We start from the raw sequence: 22,995 nt of genomic DNA on the forward strand, positions 1-22,995 counted from the left end.
AGAACAACTCGCAAGCATGCATCTAATCCATTACCAACTTAAGTCCTCACGATGATCACCATTGATCCACGCTCAGTTTTAGTCGTTTGGGCAGCACTCAACATATTGTTTGCGGGCATGCTGGCATTGGTCGGTATGCAGGCACGCAATGTCAAAGGTGTCAGGCAATGGGCGATCGCTGATTTATTGATTGGTATTGCGCTAGCCATCGCCAGTCAAATTACTTATCCATCCACAACATTGATGGCAGGCAGTGCCGCAATTTTTTTAGGCCTAGGCTTAGGCTTAATTTATAACGGAATTGAAGCATTTGAAGGGCGACGTTGTCGCTATTGGATTCCGTTGCTGCTTGCGGTGACTATTATTGCGAACAACTATATTTTTGGCATATTGTTTTTCGAATCCAAAATACGTATCTTAGTCAATTTTTTGTTGTTCGCGATTATCCACGGCATGTGCGTGCGAGCGCTATTTATTCGTATTGAACAACCGCTGCGAACTGCGTATTGGCTGGCGGCGGCATCAACGGGCATCATTTTTTTGCTAGCGGTCGCCCGCATAATCAGCGTGGCGCTGACACCTGCTAGCGAAACCGGCATGTTCACAGCTACTGGCGTCAATCCACTGGTATTTTTATTTGGTAGCCTGGCACAAATGTCGATGTCATTCGCATTCATGCTGATGATCAATTACACCTTGGCACATCAACTCAATACACTGGCAACGACCGATGCTTTAACTGGCTTATTTAACCGCCGCAGTCTAGAGACACACGCGAACCGTCAACTAAGTCATAGCAAACGCACTGGCGAGAGTCTGGCTGTGATGATGATAGACGTGGATCACTTTAAGCACATCAACGATCAATTTGGACATCAGGCAGGCGATGAAGTCTTGCGCAAAATCGCTGCGCTCATGCAATCCATCGTGCGCGGTAATGATTATCTGGCACGTTATGGCGGAGAAGAATTTTGTGTGTTGTTACCTGCCACGAACGAGGCACAAGCCTATGTTTTAGGTGAGCGTCTGCGTCGTCTGTATGCGGAATTAATGATTCCGTGGCAGCACCATACACTCACTGGCACCATTAGCATCGGTATCGCCAGCAACGACAATCATGCGCACAATCTAGACTCTCTGATCGCCGCAGCCGACTTGGCTTTGTATCGTGCAAAAAATAGGGGGCGAAATCAGGTCGCCTGCTATTCGGAATGCGAAAGCGCAGCCAAACTCAAGCAAATACAATAACAAGCAATTAGAATTGAACCCATTCTAAAACGCTTAATAAAATCGCTTAATACAGCGGCTTAATAAGATGGCTGAATTCCTGCAGGCCGCAGGGGTTCTCCGCACAAGGACTCTTCATCATGAAGCAAAGCATTCCTACAAAAATCATTTGCTTGAACATCATCTTGATAGGATGCATGTTGATGCTGTCGTCGGCACACAGCTTGGCCGCAAACGAGCCAGTGAGCGCGCTTACCCAAACCAACATATCGACAACGGGCGCCGTTCACTCGGCAACGAAAGAAGCCACGCTGTCAGTGCTGAATCGTGACATTATCAATTTCCGAACTTCGGTTTTGGGAATTGAACCCAGCGAACGCGCGCTGCGAGCTCAACGACGTATCTTGCAACAATTAGCAAACTCCGGCGAACACAAAGTCAGCATCGCGGATATGCCACCGGGAAAACTCATACAGATTGATGGAGCTGGAAGCTTCTATATTGCCCCTGAAGATATTGATCCATTTCAACAAGAAACCATAGCCAGCGTCGCCCAACAAACGCTCACACGCATCAATCTGGTGATAAAAGAATCACGCGAAAGTCGCAGTCTGGAAGGCATGTTACGCGCTGGTGCCTATGTCATCACCGCGTTTCTGGTATTTATCTTCTTGCTTTGGCTGACCTTTCGGGTGCGCCGTGCAGTTGTCGTAAAAACCTTGTCGTTTGCCCGTGACAAGCTCGATGGCCATGAATTAATTCAGGCAAAACTAATCAATCGTGATCACGTCCAAAGTGGTTTACGTCGCGTATTGCAATGGTTCTCGTGGCTGGTCATCTTTCTGCTCACTTATGAATGGCTTAGTTTTAGCTTGTCGCAATTTCCATTCACCAGACCCTTAGGTGAGCAGCTCAATAATTATCTACTCGGATTAGTGACTAACATAGGCAGCGCTACCGTCAAAGCGATTCCTGATCTATTCACTGCCTGTGTCATTTTCTTTTTGGCAAAGATGGTGATGCAGGCATTTAACGCATTCTTTGATCGGATAGAGAAAGGCAGCTTAGAAGTGACTTGGTTAGATACCGATGTCGTCACACCAACACGACGCATCGTCAAAGTTGCGGTATGGCTGTTTGCATTAACCATGGCATATCCCTATTTGCCAGGGTCGGGTACCGAAGCATTTAAAGGAATTTCTGTCTTAGTTGGTTTGATGATTTCGCTAGGTGCTTCTAGCTTGATCGCGCAAGCAGCAAGCGGCTTAATTTTGACCTACTCACGTATTTATCGTCAGGGTGAGTTTATTCATGTTAATGGGCATGAAGGTACCATCACAGATCTGGGTATGTTCACCACCAGAATCCGCAATGGCATGGGCTTAGAAATCACACTGCCAAATGCTTTAGTGCTAGGCAACGTCACCAAAAATTATTCGCGCGCGGTCGAAGGCCCCGGTTTTGTGATCGACACCAAGGTGACGATAGGCTACGACACCCCATGGCGCCAGGTCGAGGCGATGTTGATCGAAGCCGCACGTCGTACGCCAAGTATCTTAGCGGAACCGATGCCTAAGGTATTTCAAACCGCACTCTCTGATTTTTATCCAGAGTATTTATTGATCTGCCAAGCGGTTCCAGCAGATCCGGTACCACGCGCTGAAGTGATGAGCTTGCTGCATGCGAATATTCAAGACGTTTTCAATGAATACAATGTACAGATTATGTCACCGCATTATTTGGCAGATCCAGAGAAGGAAAAGCTGGTACCCAAAGATGGTTGGTTTCGCGCCCCGGCAAACGATCCGCGCGCACAATCTTGAGCGACATCATCGCAAAGCCAGCTTGCCGCAATCCGTCAAGCAATGGTATAACGCCCACCCAACATAAGCAGTCATTACCAAAAGAGCTTGGACACACACAGCTCGTACCTTATTGACAGGAAAACAGAATTGGCAAAGTTATATTTTCGATACTCGGCAATGAATGCTGGTAAATCCACCGCACTGTTACAAGTCGCGCACAACTATGAAGAACAAGGGCAACAAGTTTGCCTATACACTGCCGCCATCGATAATCGTTATGGTGCAGGAAAAATCACATCACGTCTGGGCCCGCAACGCGATGCAGCGACCTTTGATGCTGATTTTGATTTCTTTTCCGAAGCACCAACAGTCAATTGCATCTTAGTCGATGAAGCGCAATTTCTATCGCCAGAGCAAGTAAAGCAGTTACATAAACTTGCTCATGTCAGGGGCATACCGGTGATTTGTTATGGCTTGCGCAGTGATTTTCTTGGTGAACCTTTCCGTGGTTCTGGCTATCTGATGACACTCGCCGATACCATAGAGGAATTAAAAAACATCTGCACTTGCGGAAAAAAAGCGACCATGAATATTCGTGTTGATGCACAAGGCAAACGCATGACTGCCGGTGAACAAATTGATATCGGTGGTAATGAGCGTTACCAGCACGTATGTGGACGGTGCTTTTATCAGTAAGCTGGCTAAAATCTCAGTTGACCTATACGGGTACAAATATGTACCCGCACGGTAACTAAACAAACACTCAAAATCTGCTGCAAAGCTACTAGGTGTAAGAATTAAATTTGGAATTAAATTTAATTAAACGTCTTCGTTGATTGTGCGCTTCATACGCGCGCAATAGGCGCTCAAATTTGGCAAACTTAAGGCCGCTTGTTTTAACGGCGTATCCATTGCTACATCCATAATCGCTGACAAAAACGCATACACAGTCACATCAATCGTTCGCACCTGCTCGCCCATGAAGTAAGTTTTGTCAGCCAAAAATACCGATATTGATTTCAATATCTCCGTGCCCATCGCATAGATATCCTCGCGGCTGTGACGACCAATTCCTTGCTCCCGAATTGCATTGAGCACCTGCTTACGTGCCATCGTCGCAAAAATAGAATGCAAAAAACTTGGCAATCCAATTTTGCCAAAATATCCCATGATTGCAGGGCGGTAATTGAGCCACGCAGAATCATCGCCCCAACGCGCCCAGGCCGCCACAAAATACAATTTTTCTTCAATTAATCCACGATAAGCGTGCGCTACAGAGACTTCTAAAGGCGTCATTCCTGCATCCAATGGCTTTGCAGAAAGCGACTCAAAGTGAGCGACGATTGCTGATGAATCGCATATCACCCGATCATCAACTTTCACTGTCGGCAATTTTTGTTTTGGCGATTTTCGCGAATTAGCGATATGCGGGGTGTAATCGATTTTTCTCAAGCGAAAATACACTTCAACCTTAGAACAAAAAGGGCTTATATCGAGTACGTCCCAGGCTGGGCCGTATTTATACAAAGTCAGCATTGATGCATTCCTAATGTGAAAAAATGATGCGAATTAACTCAACTCCGCATGGTTAAACAACACAGATAAATCTCGAAAAATCCAATGAACCTAGCAATTCATCGCCCGAGTATACTGAGCTTAGATTGGCAGTGCAATAAATTCATGTGATTTCAATAATTTCGATGAGATCAACTTATCGCCACACGAATTACACATACTGCTTTCTAGGATCCAAATTGAATTGCTTATCAATATTTTTTGCCAAAGATTGTGTAAACATTTTCCCCTCGACTGGGCGTCAGAGATGCACAGATTCAATCAGATACACGTTGTGTGCCTCGTTCTGATTGCAATGTACGAAGAATATTTGATTTTGATACTGAGTTCCAAAATCATAAATTGCGTTGTGATGTGAGTAGCCGACAAGACTAAAGCAGTATCGAAATGCGTAAGAGCGCTCCTGGTTAAACACGAGCTCGCCGAGCGGATCATTTTGAAATGCGTGCAGCATTGTTGATGCAACACAGTTCGTAATTCAGTAATCACTATACTGACGAGGCAAAACAAAATGGAAATGGCGTCGCCCCCATACTGTCGTGGATACGAATCTTATACTTACTATTCTATCGGCTCGCCTGCAACTTGAACTGAATTCGCTGTACTTCCAACTGAGCAAATTGGGCTAACTCAGCGTAAGTTTGTGGTTCGTCTTCTGCCATCCAAATAAAGCGTGGCAAGAAGATATGCATCTTATCTGGATAAGCCAAGGCAGCCATTTGAAACTGCCGTTTTGCTTGTTCTGTATCACCATTTTCTGCTAACAATGCAGCGTGCCGAAACATCACTTCGTCAACCGGAGCACTATGCATTAAACGTTTATTTAAAACCAATTTTTCTAGCGTAGGTGCATTTGGTGAAACGAATTCCGATGGCATGATTGCTTCTAAGTCAGCCTGCAACAATGTTCGATGATTTAAAGAACTAATGATCACTTTATGATCAATTTCATCTGAAGACTGAACATTCTTTTCTCCGCTAAAGAAGGTGCTTTCAATAAGATAAAAATCCCAGCTTGTTTTCATAACCAAGATCAACATTAGGGGAAGTACAGCGGCGATGCAAACATTGAACATTCTTAAGCGAGGCAAAGCACAAGTAGAAACATCAATGTATCCAAGAAATAACGCGGCGATTCCCAGAAAGTAGCTATAGTACAAAGGTTGTTCCAGCATACTATGAATACATAGCACGCCAAGGCAAGCGATCATGTATCTTCGTCCGGAAGTAAGTGGCTCCCTAACTTGAGAACGTATGACTCTTACCAATGGAATAGTCAAGCCAAGAAAACCAAGCAATCCGCTTACAGCCAGAATTTGTAAAAATAAATTATGTGCGTACTGATCTATACCCCACAAAGTAGCAATGTCGGTTATTGCTAATTGCTGAACAAGTTGAAATGCAAAATTATTAAATCCAACTCCAAAAATTGGCTGACTTTTAAACATTTCCCATGCATGTTCCCATAGATAAAAACGTACTCCTATGGTTTCGGAGAGCTGTAAATCGCGTCGCAGTTGAGGTAACTCTAACCAACTCAGAAAACATCCGAAAACAACTACACTACATAACAGAATAATTATCCAACGCCAACGCAATTTCCCTTTGAAAAAAAATACCACTAATATCCATAAGCAGTGCAAATACACACTACGCGATGCAGAAAGAAACATTGCGAATATAAGAATCAGGCCAACAACGATTCCCTGAATTTTTGTTAGCGTCTTTTGACTGTGTAAATAAAAAACCGAGCATAATGCCAGCGCCAGATAGCTAGCAAAATGGTTTTGCTGTGCAATATTCCCAAATACACCAACATCTATTCGAACAGGCGAATTTACAATTGGTTGCAGTATCTTTGGTACACCAAAATATTGCATAAACCCAATCAGCCCACTCAGCACGCCACCCAATAACAACGACAAAGAAATAAGTTGTAAGCTTCTAAATGGCAAATGAATTTCTCTGTCATATTTTGCAAGCGTATGACCAACACACATCAAGAGTGCCAGCCAAAGAAAGTAGCCAAAAATAATGACGGCCTGTGTCGTATATGCAAAGTATCCTGCCACCCATTGAGCAGAAACGATGACTAAGAATGTGAGTGGTAGAACAATGACTCGTGGAAAATTCCACGTTCTTTCCTGTCGAATTGTCCAGATTGAGATCGCAAAGCCAACACACAATCCCAAAACAATTGCCAAGCTCTCAGAGTAAAACGACGGTATCGGGAGACGATGCCAGGGCAACAAAAAAGGTAGGCTCAGCATAAGTGCTAAGAAAGCATAAGCGACTTTTAGCGAGGTATTGCCAAGCTTAAATTGCATACTGAAATAGCACAGTCACTAACAAGAAATTTAGCGGAACGATATAAGACATGGAAAGTTGGAAGTTTCTTTAAACCACAAATTAGAAACAAGGATTAGAACCTGTAGCTTCACAAGCCTAAATGAAGAAAATATCTGACTCGTAAAGAAATCAATAGTCGCTTTTATTGGCGCCATTTGCACTTCACGATACTTAACTTGCGAACCAAAGAATGCGCAGTTTCGCGCATTCTTTGGTCTTACCTATACATTAAAATATTTCAACTAAAACTAATTTTGATTAGTTACCGCCATTCACTGTCTGGATGCCACTAAGGCCTGTTGTACGGCTACCAACATCCAAAGTCTGAGTTCCGCTGAGTCCAATTACTCGAACTGGTTTGTCTGAACTAACTTTAGTCTTATTTCCAAGTTGTCCACTTCCATTAAAACCGAAAGTCATTACTTGGCCGTTTTTCAAAATAACTGAACTAAATCCATTCCCCGATGATATCGACACAGCATTTACAATTCCGCCAACTTTCAGTGGTTTTAATTGGAACGGCGCAGTAGAGGGGCCAGATCCAATTTGCCCGTTCAAAGTTGAACCCCACGTATATACTGAACCATCCGCCTTTAATGCCATTCCATTTTTTGCACCAGCAGAAACCGCCTTTATCTGGGTCAACCCAAAGACAGAGGTTGGGGTATTACTATTGTTGCGATTTCCGTTCCCAAGCTGCCCGTTACCATTCTTGCCCCACGACTTTACTGTACCGTCATTCAACAAGGCGAGCGCATGTGAAAATCCTGCAGAGATGGCTTTTACTTGTGCCAAGCCAACTACCTGCACCGGAGAACTCGAATTCTCAAAACTCTGATTGCCCAGTTGTCCCGACTCATTCACTCCCCAAGCCCAAACAGTTCCATCGTGCTTCAAAGCCAAAGTAAAATCAGTCCCCGCAGCCAAGGACTTTACGTCAGTAATGTTGATTGATTGTGGGAGATTTGCATAAGAAGTAGCGGTTTTCCCCCACCCCCATAAAGAACCGTTAGATTTCAATGCGACGGTATGATTTTGTCCAGCAGCAACGGCTTTCACAGAATCAATTGCAGTTAATTTCATTGGCACAGAAGTAGCCATTACTTGGGACATACCTAATTGACCTTGAGCATTGCTACCCCAAGCCCAAAGATGACCGTCATTATGAAGCGCAACAGAGTGACCCTCACCAGTTTGCACTTGTGTGACAGCACTCAAGCCAATAACTCGTACAGGTATCGCTGAAAAGTTCAGCGCACTGTTATTTCCTAACTGACCAACATTGTTTGCACCCCATGCAAATACGCTGCCATTAGTTGCTAAAGCCAAAGTATGCAAGTTCGTACCAGACAACCGATCCTCATCTAATATTTCAATTGGCAACTCTGGTGGTCCAGACATCAATTGAGCCCTAGTTTCACCTTCATAATTTCCCCCTCCGCAAGCGACTAAAAACGCGGCGCTAGACGACAAACAAATGATGCTTACTTTTCTATTCATGAGAAATTCCGAAGGTAAAATTAGCGTTAAGTACAATTTACTATTATATTAAATTTCTAATCAATCACATAGAAGTTGATTAAATTTTAAACTAAGTAAATTACACGCCACATTAAGTGAATACTTTGATTGACTTTTTTATTTTTTGACTTTTTTCTTTATCAATTCATCTTTTGTGCCACTTGAGACAGCACAACCAATTTGCTTAGGAATTTTTATGGACTAAATTGCCGTTCCGCAATCAATCTACTACCGCTGTTAGAAATCCAAATTGAAAGTCAATAATTAACCGCGCGCAGTACATCAATTCTGCACATAGGTGTCAGGCTTGGAATGCACGTTGTGCCACGTGTCCCCATATGCCATAGCATCAATCAACACTTGTGGTGTAATTTGCCAACTAAACCCCCATTTATATTTATAACATCCACAATAAATTACCTGTACGCCATGATTGACGACGCCATTTCAATAACCGATCTATTTTGCTTTGATTCACGCTCACAACAAAGAGCTTCGTTATGCTTAAAATGAAAGCCACCATTTAGTCTTAGTCAATGACTAAAACGAGCACTCAATCATAGAATCAAGGATAATGCGGACGGATCTCATTCCTGATTCGATCTCAATCTCTGGCGCACCTCACCGCTTTCCAAAAGTCTCTGAACCTTGCCAATAACGAGAGAATTTCAATACGCATCAGAAACGCATCATATTTACCTATTCACTTGGAACACTCTCATGGAAATTAAAGTCAACTTTCTCGATAAGCTTCGCCTTGAAGCCAAGTTCGATGATTTTACGGTGATCGCTGATCAGCCTATCCGTTACAAAGGTGATGGCTCGGCACCGGGGCCGTTTGACTATTTCCTCGCTTCCTCCGCTCTATGCGCAGCTTACTTTGTGAAGTTGTACTGCAATACACGCGATATTCCAACCGAAAATATTCGTCTGTCACAAAACAATATCGTTGATCCAGAGAATCGCTACGCGCAGATTTTTAAGATTCAGGTGGAATTACCCGCCGATATTTCTGCTAAAGATCGCGAAGGCATTTTGCGTTCTATCGAGCGCTGCACCGTCAAGAAGGTAGTACAAGAAGGGCCGCAATTTGTGATCGAGGAAGTCGACAATCTCGACGCTGATGCACAGGCTTTGCTAACTTTAAATCCGAATACTGATGCAGCGACCTACATTCTCGGTAAAGATCTGCCGCTAGAAAAAACGATTGCGAATATGTCGAGTTTGTTAGCCGGACTTGGCATCAAAATCGAAATCGCCTCATGGCGCAATATCATTCCGAATGTGTGGTCACTGCATATTCGCGATGCGCATTCACCGATGTGCTTTACCAATGGTAAAGGCGCGACTAAAGAAAGTGCTTTAGCCTCGGCTTTGGGTGAATATATAGAACGCCTCAGCAATAATCACTTTTATGCTGGCTCGTTTTGGGGCGAAGATATTGCCAATGCCGAGTTCGTGCATTACCCCAATGAGAAATGGTTCAAGCCCGGTAAGAAAAATGCGCTGCCGAAAGAAATTTTGGATGCTTACAGTCTCGCGATTTACAACCCCGAGAAAGAACTGCGTGGCTCGCATCTGATCGACACTAATTCTGGCAATAGCGAGCGCGGTATTTGCTCCTTACCTTTCGTGCGTCAATCTGATGGCGAAACGGTTTACTTTCCATCCAACTTAGTTGAAAACCTGTACGCCAGTAATGGTATGAGTGCTGGCAATACACTGGTCGAAGCACAGGTGCAATGTTTGTCTGAGATTTTTGAACGTGCTGTTAAACGCGAAATTCTCGAAGGCGAAATCGCTCTACCCGATGTACCACAAGAGGTGTTGGCGAAATATCCTAGCATCCTCGCTGGCATACAAGGCTTGGAAGAACAAGGTTTTCCCGTTTTAGTAAAAGATGCTTCGCTAGGCGGGCAATATCCTGTAATGTGCGTGACCTTGATGAACCCACGCACAGGTGGCGTGTTTGCTTCTTTCGGCGCGCATCCTAGTTTTGAAGTGGCACTAGAACGTAGCTTGACTGAGCTATTGCAAGGTCGCAGTTTTGAAGGTCTGAATGACTTGCCGCCACCAACCTTCGTCAGCAACGCCGTCACCGAACCGAATAATTTTGTCGAACACTTTATCGATTCTAGCGGTGTGGTGTCGTGGCGTTTTTTCAGCTCCAAGTCTGACCACGAATTTGTAGAATGGGATTTTTCAGGTCATGGCGAAAACTCCAACGCCGACGAAGCCGCTACCCTATTCGGCATCCTCGCCGAGATGGGCAAAGAAGTGTATCAAGCGGTCTACGACCAACTCGGCGCAACCGCTTGCCGCATCTTGGTGCCAGGCTATTCCGAAGTGTATCCGGTCGAAGATCTGATCTGGGATAACACCAACAAATCGCTCTTGTTCCGCCAAGACATTTTGAATTTGCACACACTTGACGACGACGCATTAGTAGCTCTGCTCGAGCGTTTAGAAAATAATGAACTAGACGATTACAGCGATATCGCAACACTGATCGGCATAGAATTTGACGAAAACACCGTGTGGGGACAACTCACGGTGCTCGAATTAAAGTTGTTAATCAATCTCGCCCTACAAGAATTTGAAGAAGCCCACGACCAAGTACAAGCCTTCTTGCAGTACAACGACAACACCGTCGAACGCGGTTTGTTTTATCAAGCTTTGAATGTAGTGTTAGAAGTCGAGTTAGACGACGAACTCGATCACGACGATTACGAAACCAACTTCCGCCGAATGTTTGGTAAGGAACGTATGGATGCGGTCTATGGCTCACTAGAAGGCAGCGTGCGCTTTTATGGTTTAACGCCTACCAGTATGAAACTGGAAGGACTGGATAGGCATCAGAGGTTGATTGATAGTTATAAGAAGTTGCATGTGGTGCGGGGGAAGTTAGTTGGTAACTAATCGGAATGAATGGAGTTAATCAAATCACCTATCCACTCATCAGTATGTCCGCTAGCAGCAGTTTTCCTCTCCAGCCTTCATTTTAGATGGAATTGAATAGAATTTCGGGATTACAAATTTTAGTCCTGCAAAAAGAATTAGGAGTTCTTCATGCATCGCTTTGCATTTTTTCTCAGCAGTGAAAATTACAAACATTATTCTGACACTCCATACTGCCACGCAGATGCAGAACTTCTCCGAAAGACATTGATAGAAAGCTGCGATTATCTACCAGAAAATTCGATAATCTTAAAGCTCGAAAAAGATGACGGGAACACTAATGAACAGATACTAAAACAAGTCGCTGATTTAGTAACGCAAACAAAAGATGGTGACTCAATTCTTTTTTTCTATGCAGGACACGGTATAGCAATCGATTCAAATACTTACCTTGTCTTACCCGAAACTTCACCACTCAATGCAGCTGCTACATCTTTAAAGCTGTCGGAAGTTAATTATTACTTAAGTCAAAATAAGAGACTTAACATTAGAATCTTCGATTGTTGCCACTCTGGTGAAGGCAGCCGAAATGCGGTCTCAGAGAATCAAGCAGCAGAATTTATGCAAGCCATTCTTAATGAAGGGAACGATTGCAGCTTGACGTTTGCTAGCTGTGCCGTTCACGAAAAATCATATCCCGATGACGCAGAATGTCAGGGTGTATTTACTGCATCACTCGTAAATGCAATAAATGCGCAAAAGGCAGATTCTGATATCTATTTAGAATCCCTGAAAATTGAAGTTTGCAATTCGGTACAAGCATGGTGCGCAAAGCGCGGTAAAACTCAAACACCAACCTTACGTGTTCAAGTGACGGGTAATATGCCATTTGCTCGTAGAAAAAATCCGCCAGAGCCTGAAGCTACTTTATCTACCTCACCAGTGTTATCCAGATCTGAGCAGCTCAATAATGCACGTCAATCTGTAGTGGTTGATAACAAACTTTATCCCGAACTGACAGCGGCACTAAATATCATCGCAACTGAATTTGAAAAGCGTATTCAGGAGACCGATGTATACGGAATCAATATAAATAGAATCGAGCCAAAGATTGCAGAAGATATTCCTGAATTTCTGAAACAAAAAATAATTGATCGGATGAAAACCTATAGAACCATGCACGCTATGAATGTAGTGCGTGTGGAGCGTCCACAGATAAAAAATTCTATTCTTTCTTCTTTTTTGGAACATAGACCGATCTACGATACAAATTATTATATTAATCAGAAATTTGAAATGCCAAAATGTTTTCAAACATTTGAAAGCACTACAGATGGTTATATTCCCTCATCATCTATATTTTTTTATGTTTGTCCACTTCAAACGACAATCGCCGTGCTAATGGGGTATTTTTTTGACAAATCATTTAACGCATCAGAGCCTGACATTAAACTTCAAAAAGTTTTGCACAAAGTATATTCAATATCAGATTTTAGAAATAAAGAATATGTATTAGGCTTTGATGACTTTATTGCCTCGTTTAAGTTGGATTTGGAACTGGCAATTGATGAACGACTGACGTATTTAGCGAAGGAAAATCAGGCTGCATCCAAACCGCAGGCCTAACATAGAATTTCGTTCTAATATTAGTTTTGAATCTACGACACGCAAACCAAAAGGATCAGCAACGATTAAAAAATATTCGACGCCGATCTTTTAGCTTCATGAGAATTCAAGAAGAATGAATCTTAGCAGTCAACTCCAAACCCAAAGCGTTCATCACCGCTAAGGTCGTTCTCAGTGTTGGATTGCCAGTGTCGCTGAATGAGCGATATAGTTGTTCACGTGATAGTCCGGTTTCACCAGCAATCTGCGCCATACCTTTGGCTCGCGCGACGACACCAAGTGCGTGCGCAATGTAGGCTGCGTCGTTGGTTTCAAAGGCTTGCGCCATAAAGCTCGCGATTGCTTCGTCTGAGTTTAAATCCTCGGCAGGATCATAATTACTCAACTTTTCCGAAACCTTGTGGCCCGCTACGTTCTTGCTGCCATCTTTGGTCGAGTATGTCATTTTCTTACTCCTGTTCACTACGTCACTGTGTATTCGGTGCTACTCATCCAACTCTCTAGCTAATCGTTTGGCCGCACGTATGTCTTTCGTCTGCGTGCTCTTATCGCCGCCACATAAAAGGATGATAATGGCGTTACCCCGGCGTTTAAAATAAATACGATAGCCCGATCCATAATGAATTCTAAGCTCGCTGATTCCTTCGCCAATTGGTTTGACGTCACCCATATGTCCAAAACTCAATCGATCAAGTCGTGATGCAATCAAACCGAGAGCGCGCGCATCTTTCACTTGCGAGCGCCATTTCTTGAACGTTGCGGTTTGCTGAAGAATCATCATGATTCATTGTAGTTTATAGACTACTTTGTATGCAAGCTAGATTTAGAAGCTTCGAAAGATTTTTATGATCGAGATTGAATCAGCTAGTGCGACGCCCTGCAAAGCCTGCACAACGATAGCGAGTGGGATAAGATCAGGCTTCTGCGAGAAGTCGAGCGACATGTTCGTCATAAATCATCTTTGCGGTTTCAATACAGCGTGCGTCACCCGTTGCCATGAGGTCGGCGTAGACCAGCAATGGCGGAACCATGTTGCGATGTTTCGGGTCGTCGGTGAGATAGTCGATGTCAAGATATGTCCATTAATTTCACTAGTCCAATAATGATGGACAAAAGTATTTATTGGACAAATTGCCTTTCGCTTCAAAGAGATCTGTTACGTTTAAAAAGCTTTTCTGACAACAAATCCCTACCGTAAGACTTGAGCAAAACAAGTGACAGACCATGGTTTTTGAAATTGTTTTAGATAGTTATAAGAAATTGCAATTGGTGCGCAGAAAATTCTTAAACACATCCAGCTAAAGCAATAAAATTAAAAGATAGAAAACTGGTTCAACTACCCAAACTGCATAGTTAAACCAGCGATCATCTGCTCATTTGCAAAAACTATTTGCGAGTACCACTCCAAGACTTGCTCACGATTTTCCACTGTCCATCAATCTTATTCAGTGCAAGGTAATCAACACCTAACCACTGTGGATAATCTAATGTGACTTTGACCACCGCACCAGTATCACTGATATCCAAAATCGTATATTGGCGATGACGCTGAGCTTCGTCGTCGGCTGGTTTGCCGGGAAAACCTTGTGCCCATTCTTCCCCAGTTTGAGTAACCGTTTTTTGCTGCTTGCTGGAATATCCCAAGACCACGGCATCTTTTCTGAACACTTGAAAAGCAATATCTGCACGACCAGCTTTAAACGCCTGCATCATCGTTTTCATTGTTTGATCAACTGCTGCAAACTCCTTGTGCTGCTGGACTTGCGCGAGAACTGGCAGGGATACGCCAGTCATGGCACAGACTAAGACGATTAATGTTAGAAATTTTTTCATCATTTAATTCCTTGAAAGAGAAAAGAAAACAAAAGTTTATTGAGAGATTTTTTGCTGCAGCAATTGCACGACCGCATTGGCAACCAAGGGCGCAGATGGATAATTTTGCCCCGTCACCAAGCGGCCATCGATTTCCACATGCGGTTTTTCAGGATCTGGTGCTTTGAATAGGCCGCCATGCTGTTCTATGGTTTGACGAATCAGAAACGGAAAATGTTGAAAGTAACCAGCGGTGCGATCTTCGTATTCTTCGGGATAGCCGGTAACCCGCTTACCACTGACCAAATACTTGCCATCGCTGAGTTTTAAACGCGCGATCCCTGCCGTACCATGACAAACCGCAGAAACCACACCGCCACGTTCATACACCTTGCGTGAAATGTGCTGCAAGTTTTGGTCATCAACGACTTGATAAATCGCATTGCTACCGCCGACGTAATACACGGCTTGATATAAATTGGCATCAATCTGTTCTGGCTTTGCAGTGCGCTCCAGCCCATCCATGATGCGTCTGTCTTGTAAACGAGCCGTTAAGCGTGACCCCAGCACCGTGGGATCAATTGGCACAGCGCCGCCGGCAGGGGAGACAAAATCAACCGTATAACCAGCCGTGACGAAGATATCCCAGGCATTGACCACTTCACCAAAACTCACACTCGCGGGCAAACTAGAGTTACCGTGAAATCGACTGCTCGATAAAATAAATAAGACACGACCGGATGATTTGGTCTGGGATGTTTTTTCTGCTTCTGGTGAAATTGTTGCTGCAAGCAGATGCGCGGACTGGGGTGTCGCTTCTGCTAATGAGGTATTACTTAGCTGAACATGTGCTCGCGCTTGCATGGTTCCGGCGCACCACAGGCACAGCGCCATCACCAGCATCAGCATCAGCATCAGCAACATCGGCCGCATAGAATTGTTTCGATTACAAAGCATCGTTGAAAGCTCCATTGAAAGTTGAAGGAGCTTTCATACTAAACAAAATCTTTTAAATCAATGTCTTAGCAGGTGTTTCAGGAGTCCTGAAACCTGTTTCCGGAGTTTGATTTTGCTCTCGATAGACTGAAGGCGTACATCCATTGGCTTTTTTGAAGGCGGCATAGAAGGTGGACATCGACTGGAAACCCGCAGCCTCGGCGATGCTCTCTAATGGGAGTTGCGGCGTTTGCACAAGCAAGTGCTGTGCTTCCGCCACGCGTAAGCCAGTCAGATATTGTTTGAATGAGGTGCCATTATTATCGTTCAGTAATTGCGACAATCTCGCCTGAGGCACACCCAATCGTCGCGACAAACGCGGCAAACTGAGCGACGGGTCCAAAAACAATCGTTCGGTTGACATTAAATTGGCTAAGGCTTGCAGTTCGTTGACTGCCTCTGGTGTGTCAATTCTTCTGTTTTGATAAGGCTCTACCGGCGCCTCTCCATGTCGCCATCCCCAAGCCACAATCAAACACAAATACAAGACAAATGAAAACGACAAAGCGCCAACAATGTAAGAAGTGTAGCCAGACAAAAAATAAGCGAACCAGATGATCCAAAGCCCCGCGACTAGCGTCAGTAACAAACGCCGTGCATTAGCGGTGGGCAAACGATGTCTTTGCTGTATTAACAAAGCACCGCTAATGAGCAGATAGGCAAACCACAGCCAAGAAATTGTTTGAACAATGGCGCCATGCCATAAGGATGCATGATGGGCATAAGGCCACATCAGATTGACGAACATCGCCACAACACCGATTAACAACAAATGAGTGCGTTCCCAAGATCCCAAACTAGTCGCGCTGCTTAAACTACTACGCACAAAAAAATACAAACAGGGACCGATGAAAAAGCAGGCTGTCAATCCCACTTGTATCACGATGGATGGTGTATCCGATAAGAAAAAAAGCGCGACCGATTTACCAGTACGAATGCTGACCATCAAAATCAAGATCGCCAACCAACGCTGAGCGACAGACGCAGAACCTGTGATCAATAAATACAACGACAGCGCAAGGCCATTAAAAGAACCGAGTGCCGCGAAAAAGAACAATAAGTGATTGTTAAACATCGTCTAATTTATTGAAGTGATAGCAGGACGCAATCTTAGACTATAAGCGGTGCGGCGACCTCCGCCTGCCAAGGTCATGACAGCACGATAGACAGCAAACCCAGTTTCATCACTTCACCCGTTTATCAAAGATAAACTCAGACCTTCGGCTTCGTCACACGGCTCACTCATAAAGAGTCAACCATGATCTCCTTTACCGTCTGTAAGTATGCACGACTCACTGCCAACGTGGTACCGCAACTGAGGATCAATTTCGCCGCTCCGTTGGTAAAATGACTCAATTTGACGATATGTGTGGTGCGCACTAAATAGGCGCGATGTATCCGTACAAAAATTTTTGGGTCGAGCTTTTTTTCCAAGGTATTCATGGTCACACGTAACAATTTACATCCCTGCTTAGCATGTAATTCCACGTAATTACCCGCGCTTGAAATGTAACGGACTTGATTTAGCGAGAGCATCTCAATTTCACCCAAGCTGCGTATTGCTACTTGTTGAAGATAACTTTGCTGTGGTTTCGAGCCGGCTTCAAGATAGGCATGCAAGGATTTACCATAGGCACTTTTTTCGCGCATCTGGACTGTCTCCGCTGCACGCACCAGTGCCTCGGAGAGTCGCGCATTCGAAAAAGGTTTTAACAAATAATCCATCGCAAAACATTCAAACGCGTGCAAGGCATAACAGCTGTGTGCGGTCACGAAAATAATCACCGGTGGTGCGCTGGTTTTGCAAAGACGTTTGGCAAGATCGATGCCCGATGTTTCTGGCATGTGGATATCGAGAAAAATCACATCGACTTGATGCTTAGCGAGCGCTTCCTCAGCCTCACTAGCGCTCTCACACAATGCCATGACTTGCCAATCAGGATGATTGCGGAGCGCACATTGAAGATTGACGCGACCCAATTCTTCGTCGTCAACAATAATCGCATTAATACTCATTGGGCAAAAATATTTCAACTTGAAAGCGCCGATCAACTTTAGCGGCACTGAGCCTTGCGGCACCGTTGTACAAAGAATGAAGGCGCGCCTTGAGGGTCTTTAGACCCAGGCCAAAACCGGGAGAGCTGGCGATTCCAGCATGCACAGGATTACTCACGCTGCACAGCAGACCTCGACTAGATAAGCTGAAATTCACGAGGATATCACCTGCACCTTTATGACATTCCAAATCATGACGCAAGGCATTTTCTAACAAGGGTTGTAACAAGAATGGTGGGCAATCATATTCAAGGATGGCCGGATTTATTCCATTAATCTGCACGTTTAATCGCTCGCCGTAACGTAACTTTTGCAAGCATAAATAATCATCCAAGCATTGCACTTCGTCTGCAATACTCACCCAAGTTGTCTCACTTGACGCCAAGGAATAACGTAATAATTCGCTCAATTTTTCAATCGCGATCAGGGCACTGTCACTATTAGCAGAGCGAACTAAGCCAGACAGCGCATTCAAAGAATTAAACATGAAATGCGGTTCTAACTGCGCCTTTAATACCGCCAGATTCTGTTGTTCCAAGGCCAGACTCAAACGTAGGGCATGCTCACGTTGATCGCGCAATGCTGCTAATCTTTTTTGATTTTGCTGCCACAAGCGCAAACCCAAAACAGCAGCAAAAATCGCGGTAATCGCGCAAATCCGAAACAAGCAAACGGCATTTTCATACGCGATGACGCGATCCCAAAATGGAATATCCTTACGCGCCCATATCAATGCAAATGCTGCGTTAAAAACATGCCAGGGAATGATGAATAGAAAAGAAAGTAAGTAGGTCAAAAAAACGACACGGGCGTGATTGAGATACTCTTCCCATCGACACGATAAGAAATATAAGATCCAAGACAAGGGCGCTAACACCAAGGCCGCCGCTACCCAATTCACAAATATCGTACCGAATTGCGCACGCTCTCCATTGCGCAAGTCTTCGCTGTAAATTGCCAAGGCAATCAAAGCACACAAAAATCCCCACCCTAAAAAATTATAGAGTAAGAAAAAAAACGGGCGCTTCCAATCTGGGAACTTGGTAGGGAAGTGCGAGGAAGAATGTGTCATGCTAGTCATGTGCACTAGTATAACGCGATAAATTCCTAGCGAATTAGATTCGATTGCATTCCATCACACCATGATGTGAGCTCATCACAAATTACCTGCGATATAAATAATCCCTCGCCGCACCGTTTTATACCCCTCTAAAAAGCAAGCGTACAGCCCATCACGCCAGATTAGGTATCCGTCACTTTTTCAATGAAACTACGTGAGGCGCCCAACATAATTGCGCTTCGATTTGATCTACATTGGACAAAATATGTCGAACGCATTGACGAAAATAACAGTAAGACGAGTAAGGCAATTATGCAGAGATGTTGCAGGTAAATCTTTCTTCACTTTGATGCTTGCATTGCTCAGCATGCACGCTGAAGCGCAATTGAACATCCCAAAAGTCGAAAGTCCTCCAACTCTAAAGGACTACGACAAACCAGGCAATCCGCCGGTGGGAGCAGGTCTTGCCATCAAGGATTTTGTACAACGCACTCCTGGCGATGGCAGTGCACCAAGCTATACGACCAACACCTATCTTTCTTACGACCATGAAAATTTATATGCGGTCTTCGTCGCCCACGCAAATCATCAGCATTTAATTGCACGACACTCGCGGCGTGAAAATAATGGTGGTGAAGATTTCGTTATGCTACAAATCGACACTTTCAAAGATGCGCAACGCGCATTTGTGTTCTATGCAAATCCACTAGGAGTTCAGGCAGATTCCAGTTTTATCGAGGGCAAAGAAGAAGACTTTGATTTCGACACACAATGGCGCAGCGAGGGAGAGCTGACCGATTTTGGTTACATTGTAAAAATGGCGATTCCGTTCAAAAGCTTACGATTTGCCAACGGCGACAAGCAAGAATGGGGACTGTCGGTTGCACGCTATATTCCTGAATTTACTGAATTCGTCACTTGGCCACATATCTCTAAACAAAAGCCTAGCGTGGTCGACCAATTTGGCACCGTGCTGATGAATGACCGCATTCCTTCGCAGCGTAACTTGCAATTCAACCCTTATCTGTTTAGTGGCAAAGACAAATTTCTGACAACGGCCAGAAAGCAAGGAAAGCACTACGCATCCTTTGTCGAGCAACAAAAAACCCAAGTTGGTTTAGACGCGAAATACGTATGGAATAACGCCGTTACTATCGATCTCACTTTAAACCCCGATTTCTCTGAGGTCGAGAGCGACGAACCGCAAGTGTTAGTCGATAAGCGTTTCGAAACGCTGTTCCCAGAGAAGCGACCATTCTTTTTAGAAAATGCGGGCTTTTTCAAAACCCCCTTGCCCTTATTCTTTTCGCGTCGTATCGTTGAACCCGATGCGGGCGTGCGATTAACTGGGCGCCAAGAGCAGTTTGCAGTTGGCGGTCTGGTCATGAATGATGCATCCGACCTCAAGGCCGGAAAAGCGCATATCAGCTTATTCCGCGGACAAGTCGATTTGGGAAATTCAGGCAATCTTGGAGTTTTGCTGAGCAATCGGCAACAAGGTGGTCAAACAAATTCTGTCGCCGGTATGGATGCAAGAATCACACCTCTGCCGAACTGGATTGTTACCGGACAATTCGCAAGAAGCCAAGCGGACAACAAGACCGTCAACAACGATCATCTTGCCTATCTCGAAGCAATCTACGGATCACGTGCATTCACCTACACCGGAAAATACACCAACATAGGTCAACATTTCGACGTCAGCTTGGGTTTTATTCCTCGTATCAACATCAAACAAAACGAACAGCAAGCCAACTACACTTGGTTCGCCGCACCAACTGATTGGTTTCTGACACAAGAATTAAAAGCGACCTTGATACACACCGACAATCAACGCGATGAATTTCAAGACAAGAAAATCAATCTTCTCTATACCATCAAAGCCAAGCAGGCCAATACTTTTACTTTAGAAGGAACGCAGCAATCTGAAAATTTAGCTGACAAAAAAATTCATACAAGCGGATGGTTGGCGGGATGGAATTCTCGTACGCTACCAGAACTCAATAGCACGATTAAATTTGGACAGAGACAAGCGCTGAATTATCAATTCGTTGATCGTGATGTGCTGAGCGGCGATGCTCGAAACGCGCAAATCAAACTGAAATGGTTGATCGGACGTCATTGGAGTCTCGATAGCAGTTATTTCTGGAATGATTTACGCCATGCACAAGGGACAATCTATCGCGATCGCCTGGCGCGCTTCAATGTATCCTATCAGTTCGACAATTACTGGGGTGCTAGCCTCATCATGGATTATCACAAGCTGTCTGCAAATCAAGCTTGGAGTAGATTGAAAAACGAACAAAGTCTCAATACCAATCTGCAACTACGTTATGTTCTTAGCCCGGGGTCAAGCGTCTATGTCGGCTATGTTGATCGACAAGAAAATCTCAGTTTATTTCATGATGAAAATGGTCTGCTGCAATCAGCAAGCTCACAACATCTGGATGTGCATACGGGTAAACGAGTCTTCGTCAAACTCAGTTACTTGTTTTAAGCCACTTCACGAACAATCCATTGGTATTTTACATGTCGAGCAGAATATCGTTTGACATGTAAAGCCACACAAATAGCGGCTTTCTTCATCAAGACTAGCCATGACATCTTCAGCAATTTCATCTCCGGCTGTTTCCCAAGGCAGATCACATTGCGCTCATCACCCCGCATAAGCCCCTGATCGCGTCTCTTGGCACGATGCTTGCTAAAAATTAATTTCAGTTTCATCACGAAATAAATCCTGACGCTTTCTCAATCAGATAACACGGCGTCGGATTGGTATTGATGAGATTGGGCAAGGCTTTTTTATCCGCTCAGAAATAACAAGCTTGATCAGTATGTTCAACGAATTCAAATGTGATGCTTTTTAATGGAGAACTTAATCATGGCGATTCCGCAAAACCCCACCCCACCGTATCCAGAATATTCCGACGCGGTATTAAACGAGCCTGCAAACTACGGCATCTTGGAACAATTGATAGGCACTTGGGTCAACGTGAACCCCAATAACAATAAGACTGGCTGGGGCTTGCACACCACTTGTATGCCTTCACCAGGCACCAATACCGAAACCATTTTCGGCATCTTCCACTTTCTGTGTGAAGACTACACCGAAGAACTGACTTTCGCTCCAGTCGAGGGTGGTGTACGCAATCGTGGCGGTACGAATGAACAATTCACCGGCGCAATTGAATACAAACAAAGCGTGCAGCGCGTCAGCGATGGTGTAGGTATTCACGAAGAAGTGGGAATGTACTTGTGGGTAGACCAAATGTATAACCATGCGGCGACCGAAGAATCCGTGATTGAAGATAATGGCTATCCATTGATTTCGATTGGCGCTGGAGCGAACGGACCGAACGATGTGCCCCCCTATGCAATTGCTCGCAGCGGCACTATTCCACACGGTAGCTCCATTCTATTAACGGGCAGCTTTGCACAAGATGTGGCGGGCAAACCACCATTTCCGACCGGCACAGATAGCTGGAGTCAGCCCTTCGTCACCTCTTGGCCTGCATTACAAGTTGCCAACGCCCCCAACCTCGCCTCATCACCACTGGCGATCTCACCGAGCATGGGCGCCTCTGCCTTGCTGACGCCACCCGATGGTTCGACGGCAGTACCACTCAATCTCGACGAGCCAGCACCCGCGTGGGCATTTGACAAATCACTACCCGTCACGCAACCAGATAGCAATCTGACCTATTTCCAACGCATTGTCGCTGATCCGCATTATCCGTATTCAGTGCGCCCGGATTTGCGTTTGCGTGATGCGATCAAGGATCAAAATATCAGCAAGTACACCTTGATCCAATTAACTAGCAAACACGATGGTGGCCCGCAAGGCGGGATTCTGAATATTCCCTTCGTCAAAAAATTTGCTGATGTGACGGAGATGAGTTTAAACATGTGGCTAGAAACCGTCATCGAAGCGGATGGTACTGAGGTCTTGCAACTGCAATACGAACAGATCATCTTCTTTGAATTTATGGTGGGATCTAACGGGCAGACCACACGCTGGCCGCATATTCAGATTAATACCTTGCGTAAAAAGGCAGACTAAGAAACGATGTC

At 44.6% G+C, this 22,995-nt stretch carries 19 protein-coding genes; 7 read left to right on the forward strand and 12 right to left on the reverse strand.

The window, feature by feature from the left end:
- Positions 1-51 precede the first annotated feature (51 nt).
- The 3 genes from H8K33_RS16940 to H8K33_RS16950 all read left to right on the forward strand — a co-directional run bounded on the left by H8K33_RS16940 (position 52) and on the right by H8K33_RS16950 (position 3,728).
- Positions 52-1,248, forward strand: a complete 1,197-nt coding sequence (locus H8K33_RS16940) for a GGDEF domain-containing protein (protein WP_186892246.1) — start codon at positions 52-54, stop codon at positions 1,246-1,248.
- A gap of 119 nt (positions 1,249-1,367) precedes the next feature.
- The gene (locus H8K33_RS16945; protein WP_186892247.1) at positions 1,368-3,050 is read left to right on the forward strand and encodes a mechanosensitive ion channel family protein; all 1,683 of its coding nucleotides are present in this window, start codon (positions 1,368-1,370) and stop codon (positions 3,048-3,050) included.
- Positions 3,051-3,179: 129 nt separating this feature from the next.
- Complete coding sequence (locus tag H8K33_RS16950) at positions 3,180-3,728, forward strand: thymidine kinase (protein WP_186892248.1); 549 nt, start codon at positions 3,180-3,182, stop codon at positions 3,726-3,728.
- A 123-nt stretch (positions 3,729-3,851) separates the two neighbouring features.
- On the opposite strand, the gene H8K33_RS16955 is transcribed toward H8K33_RS16950, so the two are convergent.
- From H8K33_RS16955 to H8K33_RS16965, 3 genes are all read right to left on the reverse strand, one after another.
- Positions 3,852-4,568 carry a glutathione S-transferase family protein gene (locus H8K33_RS16955; RefSeq protein WP_186892249.1) on the reverse strand — a complete coding sequence of 239 codons (717 nt, stop codon included), beginning with the start codon at positions 4,566-4,568 and terminating at the stop codon, positions 3,852-3,854.
- Between the two features lie 605 nt (positions 4,569-5,173).
- On the reverse strand, positions 5,174-6,934 hold the full coding sequence (locus H8K33_RS16960; RefSeq protein ID WP_186892250.1) for a PglL family O-oligosaccharyltransferase: 1,761 nt from the start codon (positions 6,932-6,934) through the stop codon (positions 5,174-5,176).
- 280 nt (positions 6,935-7,214) lie between these two features.
- Positions 7,215-8,456, reverse strand: coding sequence for an RCC1 domain-containing protein (locus H8K33_RS16965; RefSeq protein WP_186892251.1), 1,242 nt, complete (start codon positions 8,454-8,456; stop codon positions 7,215-7,217).
- Positions 8,457-9,197: 741 nt separating this feature from the next.
- Here H8K33_RS16965 and H8K33_RS16970 point away from each other — a divergent pair.
- Together H8K33_RS16970 and H8K33_RS16975 are read left to right on the forward strand one after the other, a co-directional pair.
- Positions 9,198-11,396, forward strand: coding sequence for an OsmC domain/YcaO domain-containing protein (locus tag H8K33_RS16970; protein ID WP_186892252.1), 2,199 nt, complete (start codon positions 9,198-9,200; stop codon positions 11,394-11,396).
- Between the two features lie 150 nt (positions 11,397-11,546).
- A complete protein-coding gene (locus H8K33_RS16975; protein ID WP_186892253.1) occupies positions 11,547-13,001 on the forward strand; it encodes a caspase family protein in 1,455 nt (484 codons plus the stop codon).
- 106 nt (positions 13,002-13,107) lie between these two features.
- On the opposite strand, the gene H8K33_RS16980 is transcribed toward H8K33_RS16975, so the two are convergent.
- The 8 genes from H8K33_RS16980 to H8K33_RS17015 all read right to left on the reverse strand — a co-directional run bounded on the left by H8K33_RS16980 (position 13,108) and on the right by H8K33_RS17015 (position 18,936).
- Positions 13,108-13,446: an addiction module antidote protein gene (locus H8K33_RS16980; protein WP_186892254.1), complete on the reverse strand. Its 339-nt coding sequence runs from the start codon at positions 13,444-13,446 to the stop codon at positions 13,108-13,110.
- Between the two features lie 39 nt (positions 13,447-13,485).
- Positions 13,486-13,782, reverse strand: coding sequence for a type II toxin-antitoxin system RelE/ParE family toxin (locus H8K33_RS16985; protein WP_186892255.1), 297 nt, complete (start codon positions 13,780-13,782; stop codon positions 13,486-13,488).
- Positions 13,783-13,915: 133 nt separating this feature from the next.
- Complete coding sequence (locus H8K33_RS20250) at positions 13,916-14,032, reverse strand: type IV toxin-antitoxin system AbiEi family antitoxin (RefSeq protein WP_186892256.1); 117 nt, start codon at positions 14,030-14,032, stop codon at positions 13,916-13,918.
- Between the two features lie 355 nt (positions 14,033-14,387).
- Complete coding sequence (locus H8K33_RS16995; RefSeq protein WP_222613473.1) at positions 14,388-14,837, reverse strand: nuclear transport factor 2 family protein; 450 nt, start codon at positions 14,835-14,837, stop codon at positions 14,388-14,390.
- A gap of 33 nt (positions 14,838-14,870) precedes the next feature.
- On the reverse strand, positions 14,871-15,746 hold the full coding sequence (locus tag H8K33_RS17000) for a type 1 glutamine amidotransferase domain-containing protein (protein ID WP_186892258.1): 876 nt from the start codon (positions 15,744-15,746) through the stop codon (positions 14,871-14,873).
- 76 nt (positions 15,747-15,822) lie between these two features.
- On the reverse strand, positions 15,823-16,884 hold the full coding sequence (locus H8K33_RS17005) for an AraC family transcriptional regulator (protein ID WP_186892259.1): 1,062 nt from the start codon (positions 16,882-16,884) through the stop codon (positions 15,823-15,825).
- Between the two features lie 167 nt (positions 16,885-17,051).
- The gene (locus H8K33_RS17010) at positions 17,052-17,825 is read right to left on the reverse strand and encodes a LytR/AlgR family response regulator transcription factor (protein WP_186892260.1); all 774 of its coding nucleotides are present in this window, start codon (positions 17,823-17,825) and stop codon (positions 17,052-17,054) included.
- Positions 17,815-18,936 (reverse strand): sensor histidine kinase, encoded by a 1,122-nt coding sequence (locus H8K33_RS17015; protein ID WP_186892261.1) that lies wholly within the window; start codon positions 18,934-18,936, stop codon positions 17,815-17,817. Before H8K33_RS17015 ends, H8K33_RS17010 begins: the two co-directional genes overlap by 11 nt.
- Before the next feature lie 253 nt (positions 18,937-19,189).
- Here H8K33_RS17015 and H8K33_RS17020 point away from each other — a divergent pair, with 253 nt between their 5' ends.
- A complete protein-coding gene (locus H8K33_RS17020) occupies positions 19,190-21,421 on the forward strand; it encodes a carbohydrate binding family 9 domain-containing protein (protein ID WP_186892262.1) in 2,232 nt (743 codons plus the stop codon).
- On the opposite strand, the gene H8K33_RS17025 is transcribed toward H8K33_RS17020, so the two are convergent.
- Positions 21,418-21,648, reverse strand: a complete 231-nt coding sequence (locus H8K33_RS17025; protein WP_186892263.1) for a hypothetical protein — start codon at positions 21,646-21,648, stop codon at positions 21,418-21,420. The genes H8K33_RS17020 and H8K33_RS17025 overlap by 4 nt on opposite strands.
- A gap of 157 nt (positions 21,649-21,805) precedes the next feature.
- Between H8K33_RS17025 and H8K33_RS17030 the strand changes: the two genes are divergently transcribed.
- On the forward strand, positions 21,806-22,984 hold the full coding sequence (locus H8K33_RS17030) for a peroxidase, FMP-type (protein WP_186892264.1): 1,179 nt from the start codon (positions 21,806-21,808) through the stop codon (positions 22,982-22,984).
- The last annotated feature ends 11 nt before the right edge of the window (positions 22,985-22,995 follow it).

It is taken from the genome of Affinundibacterium amnicola, assembly GCF_014284275.1.
GTDB classification, from domain to species: Bacteria; Pseudomonadota; Gammaproteobacteria; order Burkholderiales; family Burkholderiaceae_D; genus Undibacterium; species Undibacterium amnicola.

Coding starts and splice junctions, on each gene's coding strand:
- H8K33_RS16940 (WP_186892246.1), top strand. CDS start 52: ATGATCACCATTGATCCACGCTCAGTTTTAGTCGTTTGGGCAGCACTC.
- H8K33_RS16945 (WP_186892247.1), top strand. CDS start 1,368: ATGAAGCAAAGCATTCCTACAAAAATCATTTGCTTGAACATCATCTTG.
- H8K33_RS16955 (WP_186892249.1), bottom strand. CDS start 4,568: ATGCTGACTTTGTATAAATACGGCCCAGCCTGGGACGTACTCGATATA.
- H8K33_RS16960 (WP_186892250.1), bottom strand. CDS start 6,934: ATGCAATTTAAGCTTGGCAATACCTCGCTAAAAGTCGCTTATGCTTTC.
- H8K33_RS16965 (WP_186892251.1), bottom strand. CDS start 8,456: ATGAATAGAAAAGTAAGCATCATTTGTTTGTCGTCTAGCGCCGCGTTT.
- H8K33_RS16970 (WP_186892252.1), top strand. CDS start 9,198: ATGGAAATTAAAGTCAACTTTCTCGATAAGCTTCGCCTTGAAGCCAAG.
- H8K33_RS16975 (WP_186892253.1), top strand. CDS start 11,547: ATGCATCGCTTTGCATTTTTTCTCAGCAGTGAAAATTACAAACATTAT.
- H8K33_RS16980 (WP_186892254.1), bottom strand. CDS start 13,446: ATGACATACTCGACCAAAGATGGCAGCAAGAACGTAGCGGGCCACAAG.
- H8K33_RS16985 (WP_186892255.1), bottom strand. CDS start 13,782: ATGATGATTCTTCAGCAAACCGCAACGTTCAAGAAATGGCGCTCGCAA.
- H8K33_RS20250 (WP_186892256.1), bottom strand. CDS start 14,032: ATGGTTCCGCCATTGCTGGTCTACGCCGACCTCATGGCAACGGGTGAC.
- H8K33_RS16995 (WP_222613473.1), bottom strand. CDS start 14,837: ATGATGAAAAAATTTCTAACATTAATCGTCTTAGTCTGTGCCATGACT.
- H8K33_RS17000 (WP_186892258.1), bottom strand. CDS start 15,746: ATGCGGCCGATGTTGCTGATGCTGATGCTGATGCTGGTGATGGCGCTG.
- H8K33_RS17005 (WP_186892259.1), bottom strand. CDS start 16,884: ATGTTTAACAATCACTTATTGTTCTTTTTCGCGGCACTCGGTTCTTTT.
- H8K33_RS17010 (WP_186892260.1), bottom strand. CDS start 17,825: ATGAGTATTAATGCGATTATTGTTGACGACGAAGAATTGGGTCGCGTC.
- H8K33_RS17015 (WP_186892261.1), bottom strand. CDS start 18,936: ATGACACATTCTTCCTCGCACTTCCCTACCAAGTTCCCAGATTGGAAG.
- H8K33_RS17020 (WP_186892262.1), top strand. CDS start 19,190: ATGTCGAACGCATTGACGAAAATAACAGTAAGACGAGTAAGGCAATTA.
- H8K33_RS17025 (WP_186892263.1), bottom strand. CDS start 21,648: ATGAAACTGAAATTAATTTTTAGCAAGCATCGTGCCAAGAGACGCGAT.
- H8K33_RS17030 (WP_186892264.1), top strand. CDS start 21,806: ATGGCGATTCCGCAAAACCCCACCCCACCGTATCCAGAATATTCCGAC.